Consider the following 22,601-nt stretch of genomic DNA (forward strand, 5'->3'; position numbering starts at 1 on the left):
ACCTTTACAGGGGAGACTTGACTGGATCTTGTGGGCGGGCGCCTCGCACGGGTTCTACGCCAGGAAGCCGCGCAGGAGTGCCGCCGTGCCCGCGCAGTGTTCGCGCATCATTTCCCGGGCTCCGTCCGCGTCTCCGTCGAGTACCGCCTCGACCAGTGCCTCGTGCTGGCGCTGCGAGTGCTCCAGGTTCCGGACCAGCAGGGGGATGCAGTCGAGCAGGTCGTTCACCGTGGCGCGTACGGCCGCGTACTGGGCGGTGAGCGTCGGTGAACCGCACAGCTCGGCGAGGGTGAGATGCAGGAGCGTGTCCAGGCGGCGGTAGTCCGCCAGGGGGGCGTCCTGGGTGCGGGCCAGGGCCTCGCGCAGGCGTGTCGACCGGGCGGGGGACAGGCCGTGTGCGGCACAGAGGCCCGCCGCTCCCACCTCCAGGACCTCGCGGAAGCGCAGGACGTCCTCTATGTCGACCTCGTCGATCCGGCGGCGCAGCTCCGCCTCGCCGGGGGCGTCGGCGCGGGGGAGGACGAACGTGCCGCCGTAGCGGCCGCGCCTCGACTCGACCAGGCCCTGGTCCTGGAGGACCTTCAGGACCTCGCGCAGCGTCACCCGGCTGATCCCGAGGCGGTCCGCCAACTCCCGTTCGGCGGGCAGCCGTTCACCCCCGGGCACCAAACCCAGCCGGACGACCTGGAGGATCTGCTCCAGGGCCTCCTCGAAGCCGTTGCCCGCGCGCACCGGGCGCAGCACCGGCGTCAGCCGGTCGTTCAGTTCGTGTGGATCCGGCTGCGACATCTGGCCGTGCCCCCTTCCCAAGCAATGGTTCTCGGCAATACCTTATGGCTCTCGGCTGACCGAAGGAGGCATTTCCCGTGGCAGACCGCACACCACCCCTCAGTGTCGAGGAGCTGCACGCCCTCGTCGCGAGTGGGGAGATCGACACGGTCGTCCTGGCCTTCCCGGACATGCAGGGGCGGCTCCAGGGCAAGCGGTTCGCCGCGCGATTCTTCCTCGACGAGGTCCTGCACCACGGTACGGAGGGCTGCAACTACCTCCTCGCCGTCGACACCGACATGAACACCGTCGACGGGTACGAGATGTCGTCCTGGGAGCGCGGGTACGGCGACTTCGCCATGCATCCGGATCTGAGTACGTTGCGTCGTGTTCCCTGGAACGCGGGTACCGCGATGCTCGTCGCCGACCTCGCCTGGGACAACGGCTCGCCCGTCGTCGCCGCGCCCCGCCAGATCCTCCGGCGCCAGCTGGAGCGGCTCGCCGAGCACGGGTTCACCGCGCAGGTGGGCACCGAGCTGGAGTTCATCGTCTTCAAGGACACGTACGAGCAGGCCTGGGACGCGAACTACCGGGGGCTGACGCCTGCCAATCAGTACAACATCGACTACTCGGTGCTCGGGACCGGGCGGATCGAGCCCCTGTTGCGGCGTATTCGCAATGAGATGGGTGCCGCCGGGCTGATCGTCGAGTCCGCCAAGGGCGAGTGCAATCCCGGGCAGCACGAGATCGCGTTCAAGTACGACGAGGCCCTGGTCACCTGTGACCAGCACGCCATCTACAAGACCGGGGCCAAGGAGATCGCCTCCCAGGAAGGCGTCTCGCTCACCTTCATGGCCAAGTACAACGAGCGCGAGGGCAACTCCTGCCACATCCACCTCTCGCTCGCCGACGCCGACGGCACCAATGTGATGGCGGGCGACGGGGCTGGCGGAATGTCGCAGGTCATGCGGTACTTCCTCGCAGGCCAGCTCGCCGCGCTCCGGGACTTCTCGCTGCTGTACGCGCCCAACATCAACTCGTACAAGCGGTTCCAGCCGGGTTCGTTCGCGCCGACCGCCGTGGCCTGGGGGTACGACAACCGGACATGCGCGCTGCGGGTGGTCGGGCACGGTCGCTCGATGCGGTTCGAGAACCGGCTTCCGGGTGGGGACGTCAATCCGCATCTCGCCGTCGCGGGGCTCGTCGCGGCCGGGCTGTACGGCATCGAGCAGAAGCTGGAGCTGCCGGAGGCGTGTACCGGGAACGCGTACACCTCGGGCTACGAGCACGTGCCCACCACGCTGCGCGAGGCCGCCGAGATCTGGGAGAACAGCGCCATCGCCAAGGCCGCCTTCGGTGACGAGGTGGTCGCGCACTACCGCAACATGGCACGCGTCGAACTGGACGCCTTCGACGCCGCGGTGACCGACTGGGAGCTCCGCCGCTCCTTCGAACGCATGTGAGGGGTTCTTCGTTGTCCCAGTCCCAGTCACAGTCGCACTTGCGGGCCGCTGGGTCCGACGAGCACGAGCTTCAGGTGCTCAATCCGGCCACCGAAGAAGTCGTCGCCACCGTTTCGGGTGCCGGTACGGCGGAGGTGGACGCCGCCGTCGTACGGGGTGCGAAGGCGCAGGTTCGATGGGCCGGCCTCGCGCCCGGTGAGCGGGCCCGGCTGTTGCGTCGCTTCGCCGTCGTTGTCGATGAGCATCTGGAAGAGCTCGCCCAGCTGGAGGTTCGCGAGGCCGGGCATGTCGTCGGCAACGCCCGCTGGGAGGCGGGCAACGTGCGTGATCTGCTCGACTACGCGGCCGGGGGTGTGGAGCGGCTCACCGGGCACCAGATCCCGGTGCCGGGCGGTCTCGACATCACGATCCTCGAACCGCTGGGCGTTGTCGGAATCATCGCGCCCTGGAACTTCCCGATGCCGATCGCGGCCTGGGGCACGGCTCCGGCGCTCGCGGCGGGCAACGCGGTCATCCTCAAGCCCGCCGAGACGACCCCGCTGACGGCCCTGCGGCTGGCCGAACTCGCCCTGGTGGCTGGGCTTCCTGAGCATCTCTTCCAGGTGCTCCCGGGGGCGGGCCCGGTCACCGGCAACGCGCTGGTCGAACACCCCGGGGTCGCGAAGATCGTCTTCACGGGGTCAACGACCGTGGGCAAACAGGTGTTGGCGAAGGGATCGGCGCTTCTCAAGCGCGTCACCCTCGAACTCGGCGGCAAGAGCCCCAACATCGTCTTCGCCGACGCCGACATCGAGGCCGCCGCGGCCGCCACCCCCATGTCCTTCCTCGACAACTCCGGCCAGGACTGCTGCGCCCGCACCCGCATCCTCGTCCAGCGGTCCGCGTACGACCGCTTCCTCGAACTGCTGGCCCCTGCCGTCGAGTCCGTCGTCGTCGGCGACCCGGCCGACGAGAAGACCGCCATGGGCCCGCTGATCTCCCAGTCCCAGCTGGAGCGCGTACGGTCGTACGTCACCGACGATCTGGCCGGCATCCGGGGAACCGCCCCCGAAGGCCCCGGCTTCTGGTTCCCGCCCACCGTCCTGACCGGAATCGAGTCCCACGCGCGCGTGGCCGTCGAGGAGGTCTTCGGACCGGTCGCCGTCGTCCTCCCCTTCGAGGACGAGGCCGACGCGATCCGCCTCGCCAACGCCACCGAGTACGGCCTGGCCGGTTCCATCTGGACCCGGGACGTGGGCCGCGCCCTGCGTGTCTCCATCGCCGTCCGCGCCGGGAACCTGTCCGTCAACTCCCACTCCAGCGTCCGCTACTGGACCCCCTTCGGCGGCTTCAAGCAGTCGGGCATCGGCCGTGAGCTCGGCCCGGACGCCCTCGCCGCCTTCACCGAAACCAAGAACGTCTTCATCAGCACGGAGGGCCCCGCACAGTGAGCGCATCGACCGACGACATCATCTGCCGCCGCCTGGTCGGCCGCACCGCCGTCATCACCGGGGCCGGCAGCGGCATCGGCCTCGCCACCGCCCGCCGTCTCGCCTCCGAGGGCGCCCACGTCGTCTGCGGCGACGTCGACGAGACCCGTGGCAAGGCGGCCGCCGAGGAGATCGGCGGCATCTTCGTGAAGGTCGACGTCACCGACCCCGAGCAGGTCGAGGCGCTCTTCAGGACCGCGTTCGACACGTACGGGTCGGTCGACATCGCCTTCAACAACGCGGGAATCTCGCCGCCCGACGACGACTCGATCCTGGAGACGGGCCTGGAGGCCTGGAAGCGCGTCCAGGAGGTCAACCTCACGTCGGTGTACCTGTGCTGCAAGGCCGCGATCCCCTACATGCGGCAGCAGGGCAGGGGGTCGATCATCAACACCGCGTCGTTCGTGGCCCGGATGGGTGCCGCGACCTCGCAGATCTCGTACACGGCCTCCAAGGGCGGAGTGCTCGCCATGTCCCGTGAGCTGGGCGTGCAGTTCGCGCGGGAGGGCATCCGCGTGAACGCGCTGTGCCCGGGGCCGGTCGACACGCCCCTCCTCCAGGAACTGTTCGCCAAGGATCCGGAGCGGGCCGCGCGCCGCCTCGTACACATCCCGGTCGGGCGGTTCGCGCAGGCCGAGGAGATCGCCGCGGCGGTCGCCTTCCTCGCCAGCGACGACTCCTCGTTCGTGAACGCCACGGACTTCCTGGTGGACGGCGGGATCTCTGGCGCGTACGTCACGCCCCTGTAGGCCGATCCGGGAGGCGCCCGTGTGCTGGGGCCCGGTCCCTTGGGGTGTGTCCGGGAGTGCGTCATCTCGGCTGCGGGCCGTCCGTGGCTGGTCGCGCAGCCCCCCGCGCCCCTACGGAGCACGGTGGCGCACCGGAGTCCGCCGAAGCCGCCTAGAGTGCCGGGATGAGCATGACGCCCCCGCCCGGCTGGTACCGGGACCCCTCCGCCCCGCACGTGGAGCGCTGGTGGGACGGGACCGCCTGGACCGAACACCGGCGCTCACCCGAGGCGACGACGCCCCAACAGCCGTACGTGCAGCCGCAGTTCGCACCTTCGACGCCGACGGTGCCGCTCGGGACCGGCGTCTCCGGCGGCTCCGGACGCGGGAAGGCGATCGCCCTCACCGCCGCGGCGGTCGTGCTGGTCGCCGCGATCGTCACGGGTGCCGTCGTCCTGAGAGGGGACGACGGCGACCCGCAGACGCAGACCGCGCCGACGCCCACGTCGTCCGCGCCCACGAGCGCCGAGCCCTCGCCCTCGGAGTCCAGCTCCGAACCGTCCGCCGACGACCCCTCCGTCGTCGTGGACGAGCTCAACGGAATCACCCTGCCGCTCCTCGACGGCTGGGCCAGACCCCAGAGCGTCACCGAGACCGACATCATGATGACCACGTCCGGGACGTACGACTGCCCGGGCGACGACGGCCTCTGCCGCCACGGCACGGTCATCTCGCGCACGGTCACGTCGAACGACGAGAAGTCCCCCGAGACCCTCGCCAAGGACGACATATCCGAGGCGGCCGACCGCGCCTACGACCGCAACAAGGTCAACCAGCGCCCCTTCCACGGCATCACCTCCCACGAGGTGGTCAAGCAGGGGTCGGTGGCGGTCGCCGGCCGCACCGGGTACCTCGTGCGCTGGCGCGTCAAGACCGAGGCGGGTCCCGGAGGCTACGTCCAGTCGATGGCGTTCCCGTCCAGCGTCGGCTCGGAGTCGATGGTCATGGTGCGCTACGCCTTCGACGCGGGCGAGGAGGGGCCGCCCCTCGCCGACATGGACCGGATCACCAAGGGGATCCGGCCCGTCGGCGACGAGGGCACGGGCGGCGGAGTGGGCAGCAGCATCGGCCCCACCCAGTAACCGACTCCGGCCTGCACGGCAGGTCGGTTGTCGGCTACAGGAACGTGTGGCCTTCCCCGCGATAGGTCGGGACCGTCGCCGTCACCGCGTCGCCCTCCACGAGCCGCAGCACGTCGAACCGCTCGCACAGCTCCCCGGCCTTCGCGTGCCGGAACCACACCTTGTCGCCGATCAGCAGATCGTCCGCAGGCGAGCCGAGCAGCGGCGTCTGCACCTCGCCGGCCCCCTCCTGGGCGTCGTACCGCAGTCCCTCGGGCAGGTACGGCACGGGCGACCGGTCGGGGCCCGCGGCACCCGACGCCGGGTAGCCGCCGCCGAGGACGGTCACCACACCCACCCCCGGCCTGCGCACGACGGGCTGCGCGAAGAGCGCGGCCGGACGCCCGCTGAACGACGTGTAGTTGTCGAAGAGCCGCGGCAGGTACAGCCCGGACCCGGCCGCGATCTCGGTCACCGAGTCCTCCGCCGCGGTGTGCTGGACGCTGCCCGTGCCACCGCCGTTGACGAACTCCAGGTCCGGCACGACGGCCCGGACCGCCCGCACGACGTCCGCACGGCGCTGCGCCAGCTCCTTGCGAGCCGTGGCCTGCATCAGCCGGATCGCACGCGACCGCAGCGGCCGCCCCTGCAGGGAGTCGCCGACCCCCGCGATGTGCCCCTCGTACGCCATGATCCCGACGAGCCGGAAACCGGGCCGACGAGCGACCGTACGAGCCATCTCGGCGACCTGGGCGGGGGAGTGCAGCGGCGAACGGCGAGCGCCGACCCGGACCCGGCCGCCGAGCATCTTGAGCGCGGTGTCCAACTCCAGGCAGACACGCACCTCTTCGCGCCCGCCGTCCCGGGCGTCGTCGATCAGCTTCAGCTGCGCCGGGTCGTCGACCATGACGGTCACGGCGGCCGCGAGCTTCGGATCGGCGGCGAGCTCCGCGTACGCCTTGCGGTCCGCGGACGGATACGCGAGCAGTACGTCCTCGAAGCCGGAGCGCGCCAGCCACAGCGACTCGGCGAGCGTGAACGACATGATCCCGGCGAAGCCGTCCCGGGCCAGCACGCGTTCGAGCAGCGCACGGCAGCGCACGGACTTGCTCGCGACGCGTACGGGCTTGCCTGCCGCCCTCCGCACGAGATCCTCCGCGTTGGCGTCGAAGGCCTCCAAGTCCACGATGGCGACGGGTGCGTCTAGGTGAGCGGTGGCCCGGTCGTAACGGGCCCGGTCTGCGGCGCGGGCAGTCATGGGCGAAGCCTGCCAGACCTGATTACCGCAGGGTAGGGGGACGTTCCGGGCAGATGCCCCGGGCCTGCCGACTGGTTCCCACTCGCACAGCGTCAACCCGTAGAGTGACGCGCACGCAAGCAGGGAACGGATCCGGAGGGGATCCTTCGGCGGGCCGGTCGCGGGGGCCGAGGAAACGGGGGGTGCATGAGCACGGAAGCGCGCCGCGCCTCCATTCCTCCACGGCCCTCGACGCCCCCCGAGCAGCCCGCGGCGGAGAGCGGACGAGAGCAGTCCGAGGGGTCTGGAGATACGGGAAACCCGGGTACGCCGTCGGGCCGGGGCGCCGCCGAGGCGCCCGAGAGCCCGGACCGTCGGCCCTGGTTCGACGCCTTCGGGCCTGCGAGGCCGGGGCGTGCGTCGCACCGGCCCGGGACCGCGGGTGTTCCGCAGCGGCCCGAGGGGTCCGACGCCGATGACACGGACTCTCCGGCCGGGCGCGACTTCGTAGACGTACCGCCCAGGCCCGGCAGCGCGGGGACTCGGCCGGGCTCCGGCGCCCCGGGCACACCGCACCGGCCGCACGCGTCGGACGGGACCGGCCCCCGGGGTACGTCCTCGGCCGCGGCGTCCCGCTTCCCGAACCTCCGTCCCGCCGGCGAACGGCGACACGAACCCGAGATGCCCCCGCCGCCACCCGCTTCGGCACGCTTCCCGGACACACCGCCGCCCGACACGGGTGCCATCCCGCGCGTGGAACGGACCGGCAAACCGCCCGTCCCGCCGCGTCCGGCGAACGGCCCACGCACCTCCCCGGAGAACGCGGCTCGCCCACCACGCCCGGCCGACGCCCCCGGGGCGACCCCGGGACGCACCGAACAGACGACTCCGGGACGCACCGAACGGACGGGCGTTCCGCCTCGTCCCGCGCGTGAACCCGGGGCGGCCCCGAGGACCACCGACCGGGCCGATGTCCCACGGCGTCCGGCGAACGAGCCGGGGATGGGCACGGGGCGTGCCGAACACACGGGCGTTCCGCCGCGTCCGGCTCCCGAGTCCGGGGCGGGAACGGGGCGTGTCGAGCGGGCGGGTGCTCCGCCGCGTCCGGCGACCGAGTCCGGGGCGGCCACAGGGCGCCCGCAGCAGGCGGGCTTCCCGCAGCGTCCGGCGGGGGATCCGCATGCTCCGAGGAGGAGCGCCGAGGGGACGGCCGGGGTCCCGCCGCGTCCCGCGAACGCACCGGGAGGGCCGGGAGCGGCCGGTCGGAGCACGCGGGGGAGCGACGGTCCGGCGCGGCCCGCGGCCGAGTCCCGCGGCCCGATGACGAACGGCGAGAGCAGGTCCGCCCCGCCCCGCCCCGACACCGGTCCGCGGACGGCCGACGGCGCCTCCCGGACGGCCGGCGGTACCTCCCAGGAGCGTCCCGGCTCCGGACTGCCCCTTCGGCCCTTCGCCCCGCCGAGGCCTGAGACTCCGGCGCCCCGGCCCGGCGCCGCCGAACGCCGCGTCGCGCCGCCGTCCGGGCCGGGTGCCGCGGAACGCCCGGCCAGGCCGCCCGTGCCGCCGCGGCCGAGCACGTTCCACCCCTCCGCGCGGCGCACCGGCGCCCCCTGGGAGACCCCGACGGAGACCACCACCAGGCTCCGGCCCGTCCCGCCCGACCCACCCCCGGCGCCCAGCGCCCCGCGCCGCCCGGACATTCGCCTGTCCGGCTCGGCGGAGTCCTTCACGGACCCCAATCCGCACGTCACCGAACCCCCGGACCCGGCCCACCGTCCCTTCGTGTCCCTCGCGGCCCCCGACACGTTCGACCACGACACCGTCCAGCCGCACACGGGAGGCGCCCGACCACGCCCCCGCCTCGCGGCCGTGGTGACCTGCGTCGTGCTGGGGCTCGGGCTCATCGGCGGTGCGGTGACGGGCAGTTGGCTGAGCGGCGACAGCGCGGGCGGGGCCGGGACACCGGACGCGTTCACGGCTGCCGGGGATCTGTGGCACAGCATTCCCGTGGACGAACTGTTCCCGCCCACCGTCGACGGCGAGGGCGCCGGCCCGGGCGGCGCCGACCGCACATGGACCCGAATCGCCGTGGCCCCGGACAGCGGCTGCAAGGACGCCTTCGACCCGCTCCTGCGCAAGGCCCTCGCCCCCGCGGGCTGTCTGCGCCTCCTGCGCGCGACCTACACGGACGCCACCCGCAGCCACGTCACCACGGTCGGCCTGCTGTTCACGAAGGCGGACTCCGCGGCGATGGGCACCCTGCGCGCCCGGTTCAACGCCCAGGGCCTCGACCGGCGGCGCGACCTCATGCCCCGCCCGTACGCGGCGCAGGGCACCCTCGCCGCCGGGTTCGGCGACGACCAGCGCGCCTCCTGGACCGTGTCGGTCCTGACCGACGCCCCGGTCGTCGTCTACGCCGTCTCCGGCTTCGCCGACGGCCGTACCGTCACCGAACCGCAGCCCGCCGAGGACGCGATGAAGGCCGACGCCACCACACCCGCCGCCCAGGGCGGCCTGGGCCACGACGCACAGGGCCTCGCCGACCGAATCGAGCGGAGCCTCCGGAAAACCGTCAACTCGGCCACGGAGAAGCCGTCATGACCCGCAGGGCCCTGCACAGGAGGGGATTCGTGGTCGGCCTCCTGGCCGCCGCCGTCGCCCTCCTGCCCGCCACCGCCGCTCACGCCGACGGCATCCGCGCCAAGCAGTGGGCCCTCGACGCGATGCACACACAGGAGGCGTGGCAGACGTCGAAGGGCAAGGGCATCACCGTCGCCGTCCTCGACACGGGAGTCGACGACGAACACCCGGACCTCGAGGGCAACGTCCTCACCGGCAAGGACATGGTCGGCTTCGGCGCCGGCCGCGGCGATCGCCCCTGGGCCCGCCACGGCACCGCGATGGCCGGCATCATCGCGGGCCACGGTCACGGCGCGGGCGACGACGACGGAGTCATGGGCATCGCCCCCGAGGCGAAGATCCTCCCCGTCCGCGTGATCCTCGAAGACGGCGACTCGGCCCGCGGCAAGGCCCGCAACACCCGCGGCAACGCCCTCGCCGAAGGCATCCGGTGGGCCGCCGACCACGACGCCGACGTCATCAACCTCTCCCTCGGCGACGACTCCAAGTCCGCCCACCCCGAGGCCTCCGAGGACGCGGCCGTCCAGTACGCCCTGAAGAAGGGCGCCGTCGTCGTCGCCTCGGCCGGCAACGGCGGCGAGAAGGGCGACCACATCTCGTACCCGGCGGCCTACCCGGGCGTCATCGCCGCGACGGCCGTCGACCGCTACGGCACCCGCGCCTCGTTCTCCACCCGCCGCTGGTACGCCACGGTCAGCGCGCCCGGTGTCGACGTCGTCATCGCCGATCCGGACCGGAAGTACTACGAGGGCTGGGGCACGAGTGCCGCGTCGGCCTTCGTCTCCGGGGCGGTCGCCCTCATCAAGGCGGCCCACCCGGGCCTGTCCCCGGCCCAGATCAAGCAGCTCCTGGAGGACACGGCCCGCGACGCCCCCACCGGCGGCCGCGACGACTCCCGCGGCTTCGGCTTCGTGGACCCCGCGGCAGCCATCAAGGCAGGCTCCGACCTGAAGCCCGAGGGCCTGAAGGCGGCGGCTCACAACAACAAGTACTTCGGCAAGGGCCCCGACACCGCCAAGGAGGACAGGCCCACCTCAGCCTGGGTGGGCCCCCTGGCAGGCAGCACCGGCGGCGTCCTCCTGGTAGTGGCCGTCATCCTCTGGCGAGGCAGCAGAAAACCGACCGAGCCTCGATAGGGGCGCGAGGAACTGCGCGCTCAGCCCAGAACGACCGGCACACAACACACCGCGCGGCAACGTTCTTCAGGGGCGCGGGGAACTGCGCGACCAGCCCACCACGACCCGCACATTCACCCGCCGGACCTCGCGGGAGCGTCGGTCCCCTCGAAGCAAGCCACCGCAGCCTTCGCAGCCGCCTCCACCAGCGAAACCCCCTTCTCCTTCGACGAGTTGCCGTCGGACAGGACAGCCACCAGATACTCCCGGCCGCCCGCGCTCACCCGCCCCACGCTGTTGATGTCCCACAACCCGGTCGCACTCCGAGGCAACCACCCGTTCTTCAGGGCGATTTCAGAGGCCCCCACGCCAGACGCGGCCGCAGACACCCCCCAGCCCTGCCCCACGGCGATCTCCCCCATGAGCCCGGCCAGATATGCCCGGGAAGCCTCACTCAACTCCGACTCCGCCCCGAACACCTGCCGCAACAAGGTGAGTTGATCGGCGGCCGTGGTCTGCGTAAGCCCCCACAACGCCCCGTCCCCACCCTCCGTGTCCAGCAGCCCGAACCGCTCGTTCGCCGCCCGCAACCCCTCCGCCTGCCCGATCGCCGTCCACAGCGCGGTCGCCGACGCGTTGTCACTGTTCCGGATCATCGCGGCGGCGTACGTCTTCTCCTGAGCGGTGAGCCCTCGCCCCGCATCCCGCGCCCGCAACAGCACCGAGGCCAGAATGTCGACCTTCACGATGCTCGCGGTGTCGAACGCCCCGTCCCCGTACACCGCGCTCTCACCGGACGACACATCCAGCACCGCCACCGCCACCGCCGCCCCGTCCTCGACGGCCACGGCCTCCACCGCCTCGGCGAGCAGCGCATCCCGGTCCACCACGGGACTGGGACTGGGACTGGCCGCAGACGCAGACGCAGACGCCGACGCGGGCGCTGCCGACGCCTTCGCCGCAGCCGTGGGCACCGCCGAAGATTCCACCGTCGCCTCCATCGCTGCCGTCGCCCCCGACGAAGCCCCCGCACCGGGCGACACCGAGGACGATACGAGCCCCTCGGCATCGTGTGCCTGCGCCTTCACGTACATCGTCCCCGAGGACGTGGCACCCACGAGCACGACGGAGGCGACCGAGGCGTACACGAGAGACCTGTGGCGGGACGGACGGCCACCGCGCGGACGAGCCCTGTGGGGGAACATGCCGCGATCGTGGGCCCCGGCACTGTGCGCCCGGTTAGACGGATGTTAGAAGCGTGTCAGCGATCCCTGAGAAACCCGTGAACCCCGTGAACGCCGGGTTTCCGAGCGGCGCAAAGCGCACGATCGGCCCACCGGACGGGCCGGTGCCGCCCACCGGCACGGACCGCCGGTGCCCACCGATAGGGTCGGTGCCCGTGGCGAACAAGAACATCCCCGACCCCGGCTTCTCCGACGACGACGGCTCCGCCGACCCCCGGCTGAGCGCGGCGCTCACGGCCTGGGCCGAGGACCGGTCGGCGCACGGCCCCGTCCTCGCCGCACTGAAGGGGGCCCGGCTCCTGGTCCCGGTCGTCGCCGTGCTCGGCGAGGTCGAGGAGGACGAGAACGGGCTGCGCCGCGAGAAGACCAGCGACATGGCCGTCCCCACCCTCAAGGCCGGCGACCGGACCGCCCTTCCCGCCTTCACGTCCACCGAGTCGCTGGCCCGATGGGACCCCGAGGCCCGCCCCGTGGCCGTACCCCTGCACCAGGCCCTCCAGGCCGCCGCCCACGAGAAGGCCGACACCGTCGTACTCGACCTGGCGGGCCCGGTCCCGTACGAGCTGACGGGCCCGGCCCTGCTGGCGCTCGCCGAAGGGCGCACCACGACGGACCCGCTGGCCGATCCCGCGGTGGTCGCCGCGGTACGCGCCGCGGTCGCCGACGAGCCCCTGGTGCTCCGCGCCCACCTCGGCCCAGGCCGGGCCGACGGCACCCTCGCCCTCGTACTGGACCCGTCCGCCGCCCCGGCCGAGACAGCCCAGGCCGTCGCCCAGCGGCTCGCCGCGGACGAAACACTGAGGGCCCGCCTGGTACGCGGCCTCGACCTGGCACTCCTGCCGGCCGAGGCGACGCCACCGGGCGAGCCCCTGTACGTACGCCAGAAGTAGAGGCAGACACACGTCGGAAGAAGCCGAGACGTACGCCGGAAAGGGCGGAGCCGGACGGGTCAGCCGAAGACCGGACCCGTGTACTTCTCGCCCGGGCCCTGGCCCGGCTCGTCCGGGACGAGCGACGCCTCGCGGAACGCCAGCTGCAGCGACTTCAGGCCGTCGCGCAGCGGGGCCGCGTGGAAGGAGCTGATCTCGGTCGCGCTCGCGTCGAGCAGCCCGGCCAGCGCGTGCACCAGCTTGCGCGCCTCGTCGAGGTCCTTGTACTTGTCGCCCTCCTCGGTCAGACCGAGCTTGACGGCGGCGGCGCTCATCAGGTTGACGGCGACCGTCACGAGGACCTCGACCGCGGGGACCTCGGCGATGTCGCGGGTCATGGCGTCGAAGTCGGGGGTCTCAGGAGGGGTCTCACTCATGCCCCACACGATAGGCCCCGGCCCGTCGGCCTCCGCCCGCGGGAGCCCCGGCCCTCGTGCGAGGGATTCGCGGCCTCCGCCCGCGGTAGCCCCGGGGAACTGCCGGAGAACAGTGCGTGCAGGCCGATTCGCACCACCCCGGGGGAGCTGCTAACCTTGTGTAACGACCGGCCGGTCACTCCTGTGCCCGGCCCGCAAGTGGAGGCTCCGATCTCCCACCCGACTGTCCTCCGGGACGGCGGGTCACCCGGTCAGGCGGCCACCATCGTTCCGTACGGACGATGGAGTCGCTGGATATGCGCCCCGCGGGCCACCGCGGCGGTGCTCCGGTCATTCTTGGAGCCACCGCCTGTGTCCTGTCCGGGGCATTTTTCATGTGCCGCGGCGGTTGGTCCAGTCAAAGAGACGTATGCGAGCTGTTTGCCAGACAGTCCGTGTGGTGCTATCCGAGGAGGATCCATCAGCACCGAGCCCCGCATCAACGACCGGATTCGCGTTCCCGAAGTGCGACTTGTCGGTCCCAGCGGCGAGCAGGTCGGGATTGTTCCGCTTGCCAAGGCCCTGGAACTTGCGCAGGAGTACGACCTCGACCTGGTCGAGGTGGCTGCGAGCGCGCGTCCCCCGGTCTGCAAGCTCATGGACTACGGGAAGTTCAAGTACGAGTCGGCCATGAAGGCCCGTGAGGCGCGCAAGAACCAGGCGCACACGGTCATCAAGGAAATGAAGCTCCGGCCGAAGATCGACCCGCACGACTACGACACCAAAAAGGGTCACGTCGTCCGGTTCCTCAAGCAGGGCGACAAGGTCAAGATCACGATCATGTTCCGTGGTCGCGAGCAGTCCCGGCCGGAACTCGGCTACCGACTGCTGCAGCGTCTCGCTTCGGACGTCGAGGACCTCGGGTTCGTCGAGTCCAACCCGAAGCAGGACGGCCGAAACATGATCATGGTTCTCGGCCCGCACAAGAAGAAGACCGAGGCGATGGCCGAAGCCCGTGAGGCCCAGGCGGCCCGCAAGGCGGAGGCGAAGGCCAACCCGGGCAAGTCGCAGAACCACACGGGTGACGACATCTCCGAAGGAGAGGTCGCCGAAGCCGACACGGAGACCGCCGAGGCTCCGGCCGAGGCTTCCGCCGAGGCCTGATCCCGGGGCGCGAGTCCAAGGGGGTTCCCGGACGCGAGTCCGGGGACGTCAACCGATACACATGACGTTCCGTTGTGCCCGGTTTCACGACCGGGCACAGGAGCGCCACTGACGAGGAGAGAACGGCGCTATGCCGAAGAACAAGTCGCACAGCGGTGCCAGCAAGCGCTTCAAGATCACCGGCTCCGGCAAGGTGCTCCGTGAGCGCGCCGGCAAGCGCCACCTGCTCGAGCACAAGTCGTCGCGCGTCACGCGCCGCCTCACCGGCAACGCCGAGATGGCCCCGGGCGACGCCAAGAAGATCAAGAAGCTTCTCGGCAAGTGACGTTCGGGCGCCTCGGCGCCGTACGTCTGGACCGGGACCCAATCGAATTCGGGCCGTGTGACGACCACCACGGCCCCGCTACAAGGAGTTAACAAGTGGCACGCGTCAAGCGGGCAGTCAACGCCCACAAGAAGCGCCGGGCAATCCTCGAGGCGGCCTCCGGCTACCGCGGTCAGCGTTCGCGCCTGTACCGCAAGGCCAAGGAGCAGGTCACTCACTCGCTGGTCTACAACTACAACGACCGCAAGAAGCGCAAGGGTGACTTCCGTCAGCTGTGGATCCAGCGCATCAACGCTGCGGCCCGCCAGAACGGCATGACGTACAACCGCCTCATCCAGGGTCTGAAGGCCGCCAACATCGAGGTGGACCGCAAGATCCTCGCCGAGCTGGCCGTCAACGACGCCAACGCGTTCGCCGCGCTCGTCGAGGTCGCGCAGAAGGCCCTGCCGTCGGACGTCAACGCGCCGAAGGCTGCGTGACGCTCGCGCTGGCCTTGGCCGGACCAGCTTGTGGACCCGCTCGCCCCAGGGCTTGCGGGTCCATATGTGTTTGCGCTGCGCCCGAAATGCCCCTGTGAAGCAAAAGGTGAACCCATGCCTGTCGGCCCCGAGCTGATCTCCCCCCGTTCCGCGCGCGTTTCCGCCGCCCGGCGGCTTGCCAGGCGGAACTTCCGGGGGAAGGAGCGGCTGTTCCTCGCGGAGGGGCCGCAGGCCGTGCGGGAGGCCGCCGGGCATCGGGGGGAAGCCGGCGCCACACTGGTCGAGCTGTTCGCGACGCCGGACGCCGCGGAGCGGTACGCCGACATCGTGGGGGAGGCCCGGGACGCCGGGGCCCGGGTGCACCTCGCCGCCGAGGACGTGATCGCGGACATCTCGACGACCGTCACCCCGCAGGGACTCGTCGGGATCTGCCGGTTTCTGGACACGCCGTTCGAGGAGATCCTCAAGGCCGGGCCCAGGCTGGTCGCCGTACTGGCGAACGTCCGGGACCCCGGGAACGCCGGCACCGTCCTGCGCTGCGCCGACGCCGCGGGCGCCGACGCCGTCGTCCTCACCGACGCGTCCGTCGACCTCTACAACCCCAAGTCCGTACGGGCGTCGGTGGGTTCGCTGTTCCATCTGCCCGTCGCGGTCGGCGTACCCGTGGAGCACGCGGTGCGAGGGCTGAAGGACGCCGGTGTGCGGATTCTCGCCGCCGACGGCGCGGGCGACGACGACCTCGACGACGAACTCGACAAGGGCACCATGAGCGGGCCCACCGCCTGGGTCTTCGGGAACGAGGCATGGGGGCTCCCGGAGGAGACGCGTGCGCTGGCGGACGCCGTCGTGCGCGTACCCATTCACGGCAAGGCCGAAAGCTTGAACCTCGCGACGGCGGCCGCCGTATGTCTCTACGCGTCGGCTCGTGCGCAGCGTGCCCGCCGTGCTGGTTCCTGAGGGGGTCCGTTCCGTCACTCCCAGCTAGTAGGGTGACGGGCTCGGGGCCCTGCGCCAGACGAGAGGTGGGGTACGGGGATGAGTGTCGGCACGAGCGGTGCGAAGAGCGCATTGCGGGCGCATGACGTGCGGAGCGCGCCCGCGTCCCGGCACGGCGATCTCGCCGAACTCGGCCTCGACCCCGACGAACTGCCGGACGGACTCGTGATCGCCGACGAGCGCGGCCGGGTGATCTGCTTCAACGCCGCGGCCGCCCGCATCACCGCCACTCCCGCCGCCGACGCCCTCGGCCGGCATCTCGAATGGGCCCTGCCGTTAGAGGACCTCGAAGGCCGCCGCTGGTGGCAGCTGACCGACCCGTACGGCGGGCTGGCGATCCGGGTCGGACAGCCCGAGCGCAATCTGCTGCTCCCCGGGGGCCGGGAGGTCCTGGTCTCCGCACGGTACGTACGGGTGCGGCCCACCGGCCCGATCCGCCGCGTCGTCGTCTCCCTCCGCGACACCGAGGCCCGCCGCCGCACCGAGCGCAGCCACGCCGAGCTGATCGCCACGGTCGCCCACGAGCTGCGCTCGCCTCTCACCTCCGTGAAGGGCTTCACCGCGACGCTGCTCGCCAAGTGGGAGCGGTTCACGGACGACCAGAAGAAGCTGATGCTGGAGACGGTCGACGCGGACGCCAACCGGGTCACCCGCCTCATCGCCGAGCTTCTCGACATCTCGCGTATCGACTCGGGGCGCCTCGAACTGCGCCGTCAGCCCGTCGACATAGGTGCCGCCGTCGGTCGGCACATCCAGGCGTACGTCGCCTCCGGCCAGTCGGCCGACCGCTTCCTGCTCCGCATCGGCCAGCCCCTGCCCGATCTGTGGGCCGACCCGGACAAGGTCGACCAGGTGCTCAGCAACCTGCTGGAAAATGCGGTGCGGCACGGCGAGGGAACCGTCACCATCGACGTGGAGCCCGCGCCGTCACTCCGCGAAGGAGAGGACGCCTGCACGTCGGTCACGGTGAGCGACGAAGGCCCCGGCATCCCGGAGGAGTCCATGAACCGCGTCTTCACCCGCTTCTGGCGGGGCAGCAAGCGCGGCGGCACCGGCCTCGGCCTCTACATCGTCAAGGGCATCGTCGAGGCCCACGGCGGCACCATCACGGTCGGCCGCGCGCCCGAGGGCGGCGCACAGTTCCGATTTACGTTGCCCGTGGGCACCCCGGCGTACCTGCAGTAACGCCGAGAGGCCCCCACGGGCGCATTCGCACACCTCACCCCCGTTAGACTCGGCCTTTGGCACCTTTGCGTCCCCTTTTCAGGGACAGGGCGTCCCGCGAGTCGCGACGGGGACCGTTGGCCAACCAATCGGAAGCACGGGAAGAGATGTCGGCACCGAACAAGTCGTACGACCCTGTTGAGGTCGAGGCACTGAAACCGGAAGAGATCGAGCGCATGCGGGACGAGGCGCTCGCCGCCTTCGCCGCCGCCGGTGACCTCGACGCGCTCCAGGAGGCCAAGGTCGCCCACACCGGCGGCGCCTCGCCGCTGGCGCTCGCCAACCGCGAGATCGGCGCCCTGCCCCCGCACGCCAAGGCCGCCGCCGGCAAGCTGGTCGGCCAGGCCCGCGGCGCGGTGAACAAGGCGCTCTCCGGCCGCCAGGCCGAGCTGGAGGCCGAACGCGACGCACGCGTGCTGGTCGAGGAGGCCGTGGACGTCACGCTGCCCCACGACCGCGTACCGTCCGGCGCCCGGCACCCGCTGACCACCATGATGGAGCGGGTCGCGGACGTCTTCGTGTCCATGGGATACGAGATCGCCGAGGGCCCCGAGGTCGAGGCGGAGTGGTTCAACTTCGACGCCCTGAACTTCGGCCCGGACCACCCGGCCCGGCAGATGCAGGACACCTTCTTCGTGCAGGGCCCCAAGGGCGCCGACGGCGACGGCGAGTCCGGTGTCGTGCTGCGGACGCACACCTCGCCCGTGCAGGCCCGTGCGCTGCTCGACCGTGAGCCGCCCGTCTACGTCGTGTGCCCCGGCCGTGTGTACCGCACGGACGAGCTGGACGCCACGCACACCCCGGTCTTCCACCAGATCGAGCTGCTCGCCGTCGACGAGGGCCTGACCATGGCCGACCTCAAGGGCACCCTGGACCACATGGTCCAGTCGCTCTTCGGCGCGGACATGAAGACCCGGCTGCGCCCGAACTACTTCCCCTTCACCGAGCCGTCCGCCGAGATGGACATGCTCTGCTACGTCTGCAAGGGCGAGTCCGTCGGCAACCCCGACCGCCCCTGCCGTACCTGCTCCTCCGAGGGCTGGATCGAGCTGGGCGGCTGCGGCATGGTCAACCCCCGCGTCCTCGTCGCCTGTGGTGTGGACCCGGACAAGTACAGCGGATTCGCCTTCGGGTTCGGCATCGAGCGGATGCTGATGTTCCGCCACAACGTCGAAGACATGCGAGACATGGTCGAGGGTGACGTCCGGTTCACCCGGCCGTTCGGGATGGAGATCTGATGCGGGTCCCGCTTTCCTGGCTGCGGGAGTACGTCGACCTCCCCGCCACCGAGACCGGCCGCGATGTGCAGGCCAAGCTCGTTTCCGCCGGCCTGGAGGTCGAGAGGGTCGAGCAGCTCGGCGCCGACCTCAAGGGGCCGCTCGTCGTCGGCCGGGTGCTGACCATCGAGGAGCTGGAGGGCTTCAAGAAGCCCATCCGCTTCTGCACCGTCGACGTCGGCACGGCCAACGGCACCGGTGAGCCGCAGGAGATCGTCTGCGGCGCCCGCAACTTCGCCGTCGGCGACAAGGTCGTCGTGGTCCTGCCCGGCGCCGTGCTGCCCGGCAACTTCGCGATCGCCGCGCGCAAGACGTACGGCAAGACCTCGCACGGCATGATCTGCTCCGGCGACGAGCTGGGCATGGGCGACGACGGCAGCGGCGGGATCATCGTCCTGCCGCCCGAGCACGAGGTCGGCACCGACGCCGTCGAGCTGCTCGAACTCGTCGACGAGGTCCTCGACATCGCCGTCACGCCCGACCGCGGCTACGCGCTGTCGATGCGCGGCGTCGCCCGCGAGGCCGCCACCGCGTACGGACTGCCGCTGCGCGACCCGGCGCTGCTCGACGTACCGGGTCCGAACGCGTTCGGCTACCCCGTGCAGGTCTCCGACCCGCGGGGCTGCGACCGTTTCACCGCGCGCACCGTCACCGGTCTGTCGCCCGAGGCGCGCTCCCCGATCTGGCTGCGGCGCCGCCTCCAGAAGGCGGGCATGCGCCCGATCTCGCTGGCCGTCGACATCACCAACTACGTGATGCTGGAACTCGGTCAGCCCCTGCACGCGTACGACCGCTCCCGTGTCCAGGGCGCGATCGGTGTGCGCCGGGCCGAGCCGGGCGAGAAGCTCACCACTCTCGACGGCGCCAAGCGCACGCTGGACGCCGAGGACCTGGTGATCACCGACGACCGCGGCCCGATCGGCCTGGCCGGTGTCATGGGCGGTGCCAACACCGAGATCGACGACACCGAGGGCACCACCACCGAGGTCGTCGTCGAGGCCGCGCACTTCGACCCGATCTCCATCGCGCGCACGGCCCGCCGTCACAAGCTGGCCTCCGAGGCGTCCAAGCGCTTCGAGCGGGGAGTCGACCCGGAGGCCACGTCCGCCGCCGCCCAGCGCACGGTCGACCTGCTCGTCCTCCTCGCGGGAGGCACCGCCGACGGGGGCGTCACCGAGGTCATCGCGCCCTCGGCGCCGCACACCATCAGCATCCCGGCGAACCACCCGGACAAGGTCGCGGGCGTCGACTACGGCCGCGAGACCGTCGTACGCCGTCTCCAGCAGGTCGGCTGCGACGTCTACGGGCAGGACGAGCTGATCGTCACCGTCCCGTCGTGGCGGCCCGACCTGACGGACCCGAACGACCTGGCCGAAGAGGTCATCCGGCTCGAGGGCTACGAGAACCTGCCCTCGACCCTGCCGAAGCCCCCGGCGGGCCTCGGCCTCACCGACCGGCAGCGGCTGCACCGACGGGTCGGCCGCGCACTGGCCGGCGCCGGCTACGTCGAGGCCCTGAACTACCCGTTCATCGGCGAGCACGTCTTCGACCAGCTCGGCCTGGCCGCCGACGACCCGAAGCGCCGGGTCGTCAAGCTGGTCAACCCGCTCTCCGACGAGGAGCCCGCGCTCCGTACGACGCTGCTGCCGGGCCTCCTTCAGGCCCTGCGCCGCAACGACGGGCGGGGCTCGCACGACCTGGCGCTCTTCGAGACCGGCCTGGTCTTCCACCCGCAGGACGAACTGCGCGTCGCGGTGCGGCTGCCCGTCGACCGTCGTCCCACGGACGAGGAGATCGCGTCCCTCACCGACGCGCTGCCCGTCCAGCCCCGGCACGCCGCCGTCGTCCTCGCGGGCGCCCGCGAGCAGGCCGGCTGGTGGGGCAAGGGCCGCCCGGCCGACTGGGCCGACGCCGTCGAGGCCGCGCGCACCCTGGCCCACGAGGCGGGGACCGAACTCCTCGTGCGCCAGGGCCAGTACGGGCCGTGGCACCCGGGCCGCTGCGCCGAGCTCGCCGTCGTCGTCGACGGCACCGAGCGGGTCATCGGTTACGCGGGCGAGCTGCACCCCCGTGTCCTCAAGGCCCTGGGGCTGCCCGCGCGCACCTGTGCGATGGAACTGAACCTGGACGTGCTGGAGCAGGCGAGTGCGGGGCTGCCCAAGGGCCCCCACGTGTCGACCTTCCCGGTCGCCACGCAGGATGTCGCGCTGGTCGTCTCCGGGGACGTCCCGGCGGCCGACGTCGAGGCCGCGCTCCGTGAGGGGGCGGGTGAACTGCTGGAGTCCATCCGGCTGTTCGACGTCTACGAGGGTGAGCAGCTCGGCGAGGGGCGGAAGTCGCTGGCGTACGCGTTGCGCTTCCGCGCGGACGATCGCACGCTGACCGTGGACGAGGCCTCCGCGGCGCGTGACGCCGCCGTTGCCCTCGCGGGCGAGCGTGCCGGGGCTGTTCTTCGGAGCTAGCTCTTTGTAAGTGGTGCCGGGGAACTGCGGGTTGTCGGCTTGCCGCGGGTGTGCCGTGGCTTGTCGCGCAGTTCCCCGCGCCCCTTTCAGGGGCCCGTGGCTGGTCGCGCCCTGGCGGCGGAGCCGCAAAACGTCACAGCCCCGCGCCCCTTCTGGGTGCTGTTTGTAGTCACCTCACTCATTTGGGTGACAAGTGTGGGCGATCCGGGCCGATCGGGGCAGGCGGTCGACAGAATCGATCCGGCCGAACAGGCCGGTGCCTGCGCTGAACAGGGCCTTAGGGGGGCCATCGGCATGATCCATACCAAGGCTGGGGGTCTCCGCCGGGCCAGGCCCGGGGTGAGCCACCGGACTCGTTGGCGGAAAGCCGTATACCGAACGCTCGGCCGCACACAGGCCGACAGACTGCGCCGTGCCCGGGCCCGTCGGCTGGGACGCTGCGAGGCCCGCCGGCTCGGCCGGGACGAGCAACGACTGCGGCGGGGGCTGGAGATGGGGCTGCCCGCCGTGTGGGGCGCGGCGGCGATCACGTACAAACTGGCCTGTCCGCTCGCCCAGGAGGACGGGCTCGGCGCCCGGATCGTCACCTGTGCCGTCTTCTTCGCCGTCGGCACGGGTCTGATGCTGCACGTCAGACGAGGACTGCTGCGTGAACTCCGGCAGATCCGCAAGGTCGCGGGGGCCGCCCAGGGAGCCCTCCTTCGCCCGCTGCCCCCGCGCGTCGACGGCCTGAACATCGCGGCGGCTCAGTTCTCCGCCGACCGCGGGGCCACCGTCGGGGGGGACCTGTACGAGGTGATCGGCACCGAGCACGGTGTGCGGATCGTGATGGGCGACGTCCGCGGGCACGGACTCGCCGCCCTCGGCACCGTCGCCGCCGTGCTCGGCAGCTTCCGCGAGGCCGTCCACGACGAGGCCGAACTCACGGGCGTACTACGGAGGCTGGAGCGCGCCATGGCCCGGCATCTGCGGGAGCGCGCGAAGGCCGAGCATCCCTCGTCCGGGCTCGACCCCGACAACCCGGTCGCCGAGGAGTTCGTCACCGTGCTGCTCCTGGAGATCGGCCCGGACGGCGAGATGCGTGCCCTCAACTGCGGTCACCCGTGGCCGTATCTGCTGCGCCACCACATCGGACCGGCCGGTGTACGAGGACACGCGGAGCACCTCGCAGTCGGCGACCCCCTGCCTCCCCTCGGGCTCTTCCCCCTCCCCGCGGAGCTGCCCGTCGTCCGCTGCGGGCCCTTCCTGCCGGGCGAGGCGCTGTTCCTGCACACAGACGGCGTCGAGGACGCCCGCGACAGCGACGGCCGGTTCTTTCCGCTGGGCACCGCCCTGACCGAGGCCTCCCGCTCCCAGCCGCTCTCGCCCCGGTCCGTACTCCACACGGTCTTCACCCAACTGCTGCGCCACGCGGGAGGATTCCCGACGGACGACGTGGCCGTACTGGTTCTACGCAACGATCGGCGGCACGTCCGGGCCCCCTTGGGGGCGCGGGGAACTGCGCGGCAAGCCACGATGGACCCGCAGCCGACCAATTACCTCTAGTCATCCGGTGCTTGGCCGTCCGGCCCAACCCAGCGGCGCGAGCCGGCGGAGCCGTCCGC

At 71.7% G+C, this 22,601-nt stretch carries 18 protein-coding genes and 1 pseudogene; 15 read left to right on the plus strand and 4 right to left on the minus strand.

Annotated elements, in window-relative coordinates:
* Positions 1–54: 54 nt before the first annotated feature.
* Positions 55–789: a FadR/GntR family transcriptional regulator gene (locus tag OG718_RS42200; protein ID WP_143635581.1), complete on the minus strand. Its 735-nt coding sequence runs from the start codon at positions 787–789 to the stop codon at positions 55–57.
* Positions 790–866: 77 nt separating this feature from the next.
* Between OG718_RS42200 and OG718_RS42205 the strand changes: the two genes are divergently transcribed.
* From OG718_RS42205 to OG718_RS42220, 4 genes are all read left to right on the plus strand, one after another.
* On the plus strand, positions 867–2,231 hold the full coding sequence (locus tag OG718_RS42205; protein ID WP_306940924.1) for a glutamine synthetase family protein: 1,365 nt from the start codon (positions 867–869) through the stop codon (positions 2,229–2,231).
* Positions 2,232–2,242: 11 nt separating this feature from the next.
* A complete protein-coding gene (locus OG718_RS42210; protein ID WP_443055245.1) occupies positions 2,243–3,661 on the plus strand; it encodes an aldehyde dehydrogenase family protein in 1,419 nt (472 codons plus the stop codon).
* Entirely contained in the window at positions 3,658–4,449 is a 792-nt protein-coding gene (locus OG718_RS42215; protein ID WP_143635577.1) for a 3-oxoacyl-ACP reductase, read from the plus strand. Before OG718_RS42210 ends, OG718_RS42215 begins: the two co-directional genes overlap by 4 nt.
* Before the next feature lie 170 nt (positions 4,450–4,619).
* Positions 4,620–5,570, plus strand: a complete 951-nt coding sequence (locus OG718_RS42220; RefSeq protein ID WP_328847924.1) for a DUF2510 domain-containing protein — start codon at positions 4,620–4,622, stop codon at positions 5,568–5,570.
* Positions 5,571–5,604: 34 nt separating this feature from the next.
* Here OG718_RS42220 and OG718_RS42225 read toward each other — a convergent pair whose 3' ends face one another.
* Complete coding sequence (locus OG718_RS42225) at positions 5,605–6,807, minus strand: amino acid deaminase/aldolase (RefSeq protein WP_143635575.1); 1,203 nt, start codon at positions 6,805–6,807, stop codon at positions 5,605–5,607.
* 1,299 nt (positions 6,808–8,106) lie between these two features.
* Between OG718_RS42225 and OG718_RS42230 the strand changes: the two genes are divergently transcribed.
* Positions 8,107–9,387 carry a hypothetical protein gene (locus OG718_RS42230; protein WP_260694990.1) on the plus strand — a complete coding sequence of 427 codons (1,281 nt, stop codon included), beginning with the start codon at positions 8,107–8,109 and terminating at the stop codon, positions 9,385–9,387.
* Positions 9,384–10,562 carry a type VII secretion-associated serine protease mycosin gene (mycP, locus tag OG718_RS42235; protein ID WP_328846661.1) on the plus strand — a complete coding sequence of 393 codons (1,179 nt, stop codon included), beginning with the start codon at positions 9,384–9,386 and terminating at the stop codon, positions 10,560–10,562. Before OG718_RS42230 ends, mycP begins: the two co-directional genes overlap by 4 nt.
* 113 nt (positions 10,563–10,675) lie before the next feature.
* On the opposite strand, the gene OG718_RS42240 is transcribed toward mycP, so the two are convergent.
* Positions 10,676–11,746, minus strand: a complete 1,071-nt coding sequence (locus tag OG718_RS42240; RefSeq protein WP_328846662.1) for a serine hydrolase — start codon at positions 11,744–11,746, stop codon at positions 10,676–10,678.
* A gap of 194 nt (positions 11,747–11,940) precedes the next feature.
* Between OG718_RS42240 and OG718_RS42245 the strand changes: the two genes are divergently transcribed.
* A complete protein-coding gene (locus OG718_RS42245; protein ID WP_143635569.1) occupies positions 11,941–12,675 on the plus strand; it encodes an SseB family protein in 735 nt (244 codons plus the stop codon).
* 59 nt (positions 12,676–12,734) lie between these two features.
* On the opposite strand, the gene OG718_RS42250 is transcribed toward OG718_RS42245, so the two are convergent.
* Positions 12,735–13,091, minus strand: a complete 357-nt coding sequence (locus tag OG718_RS42250; RefSeq protein ID WP_055613892.1) for a DUF1844 domain-containing protein — start codon at positions 13,089–13,091, stop codon at positions 12,735–12,737.
* A gap of 434 nt (positions 13,092–13,525) precedes the next feature.
* Between OG718_RS42250 and infC the strand changes: the two are divergent.
* The 8 genes and pseudogenes from infC to OG718_RS42290 all read left to right on the plus strand — a co-directional run bounded on the left by infC (position 13,526) and on the right by OG718_RS42290 (position 22,542).
* Positions 13,526–14,234: pseudogene (gene infC / locus OG718_RS42255) on the plus strand (translation initiation factor IF-3).
* A gap of 130 nt (positions 14,235–14,364) precedes the next feature.
* Positions 14,365–14,559 (plus strand): 50S ribosomal protein L35, encoded by a 195-nt coding sequence (gene rpmI, locus OG718_RS42260; protein WP_019065473.1) that lies wholly within the window; start codon positions 14,365–14,367, stop codon positions 14,557–14,559.
* A 95-nt stretch (positions 14,560–14,654) separates the two neighbouring features.
* Positions 14,655–15,038 carry a 50S ribosomal protein L20 gene (rplT, locus tag OG718_RS42265; RefSeq protein WP_003970214.1) on the plus strand — a complete coding sequence of 128 codons (384 nt, stop codon included), beginning with the start codon at positions 14,655–14,657 and terminating at the stop codon, positions 15,036–15,038.
* Between the two features lie 114 nt (positions 15,039–15,152).
* Entirely contained in the window at positions 15,153–15,995 is an 843-nt protein-coding gene (locus OG718_RS42270) for a TrmH family RNA methyltransferase (protein ID WP_143635567.1), read from the plus strand.
* A 78-nt stretch (positions 15,996–16,073) separates the two neighbouring features.
* Entirely contained in the window at positions 16,074–17,219 is a 1,146-nt protein-coding gene (locus tag OG718_RS42275) for a sensor histidine kinase (RefSeq protein WP_143635565.1), read from the plus strand.
* 146 nt (positions 17,220–17,365) lie between these two features.
* A complete protein-coding gene (gene pheS, locus OG718_RS42280; RefSeq protein WP_328846663.1) occupies positions 17,366–18,496 on the plus strand; it encodes a phenylalanine--tRNA ligase subunit alpha in 1,131 nt (376 codons plus the stop codon).
* Entirely contained in the window at positions 18,496–20,997 is a 2,502-nt protein-coding gene (pheT, locus tag OG718_RS42285) for a phenylalanine--tRNA ligase subunit beta (RefSeq protein WP_328846664.1), read from the plus strand. Before pheS ends, pheT begins: the two co-directional genes overlap by 1 nt.
* A gap of 492 nt (positions 20,998–21,489) precedes the next feature.
* Entirely contained in the window at positions 21,490–22,542 is a 1,053-nt protein-coding gene (locus OG718_RS42290) for a PP2C family protein-serine/threonine phosphatase (protein WP_260695005.1), read from the plus strand.
* Positions 22,543–22,601: the final 59 nt, after the last annotated feature.

Origin of the sequence: Streptomyces sp. NBC_00258 (genome assembly GCF_036182465.1) — a bacterium.
Taxonomy (GTDB): Bacteria; Actinomycetota; Actinomycetes; order Streptomycetales; family Streptomycetaceae; genus Streptomyces.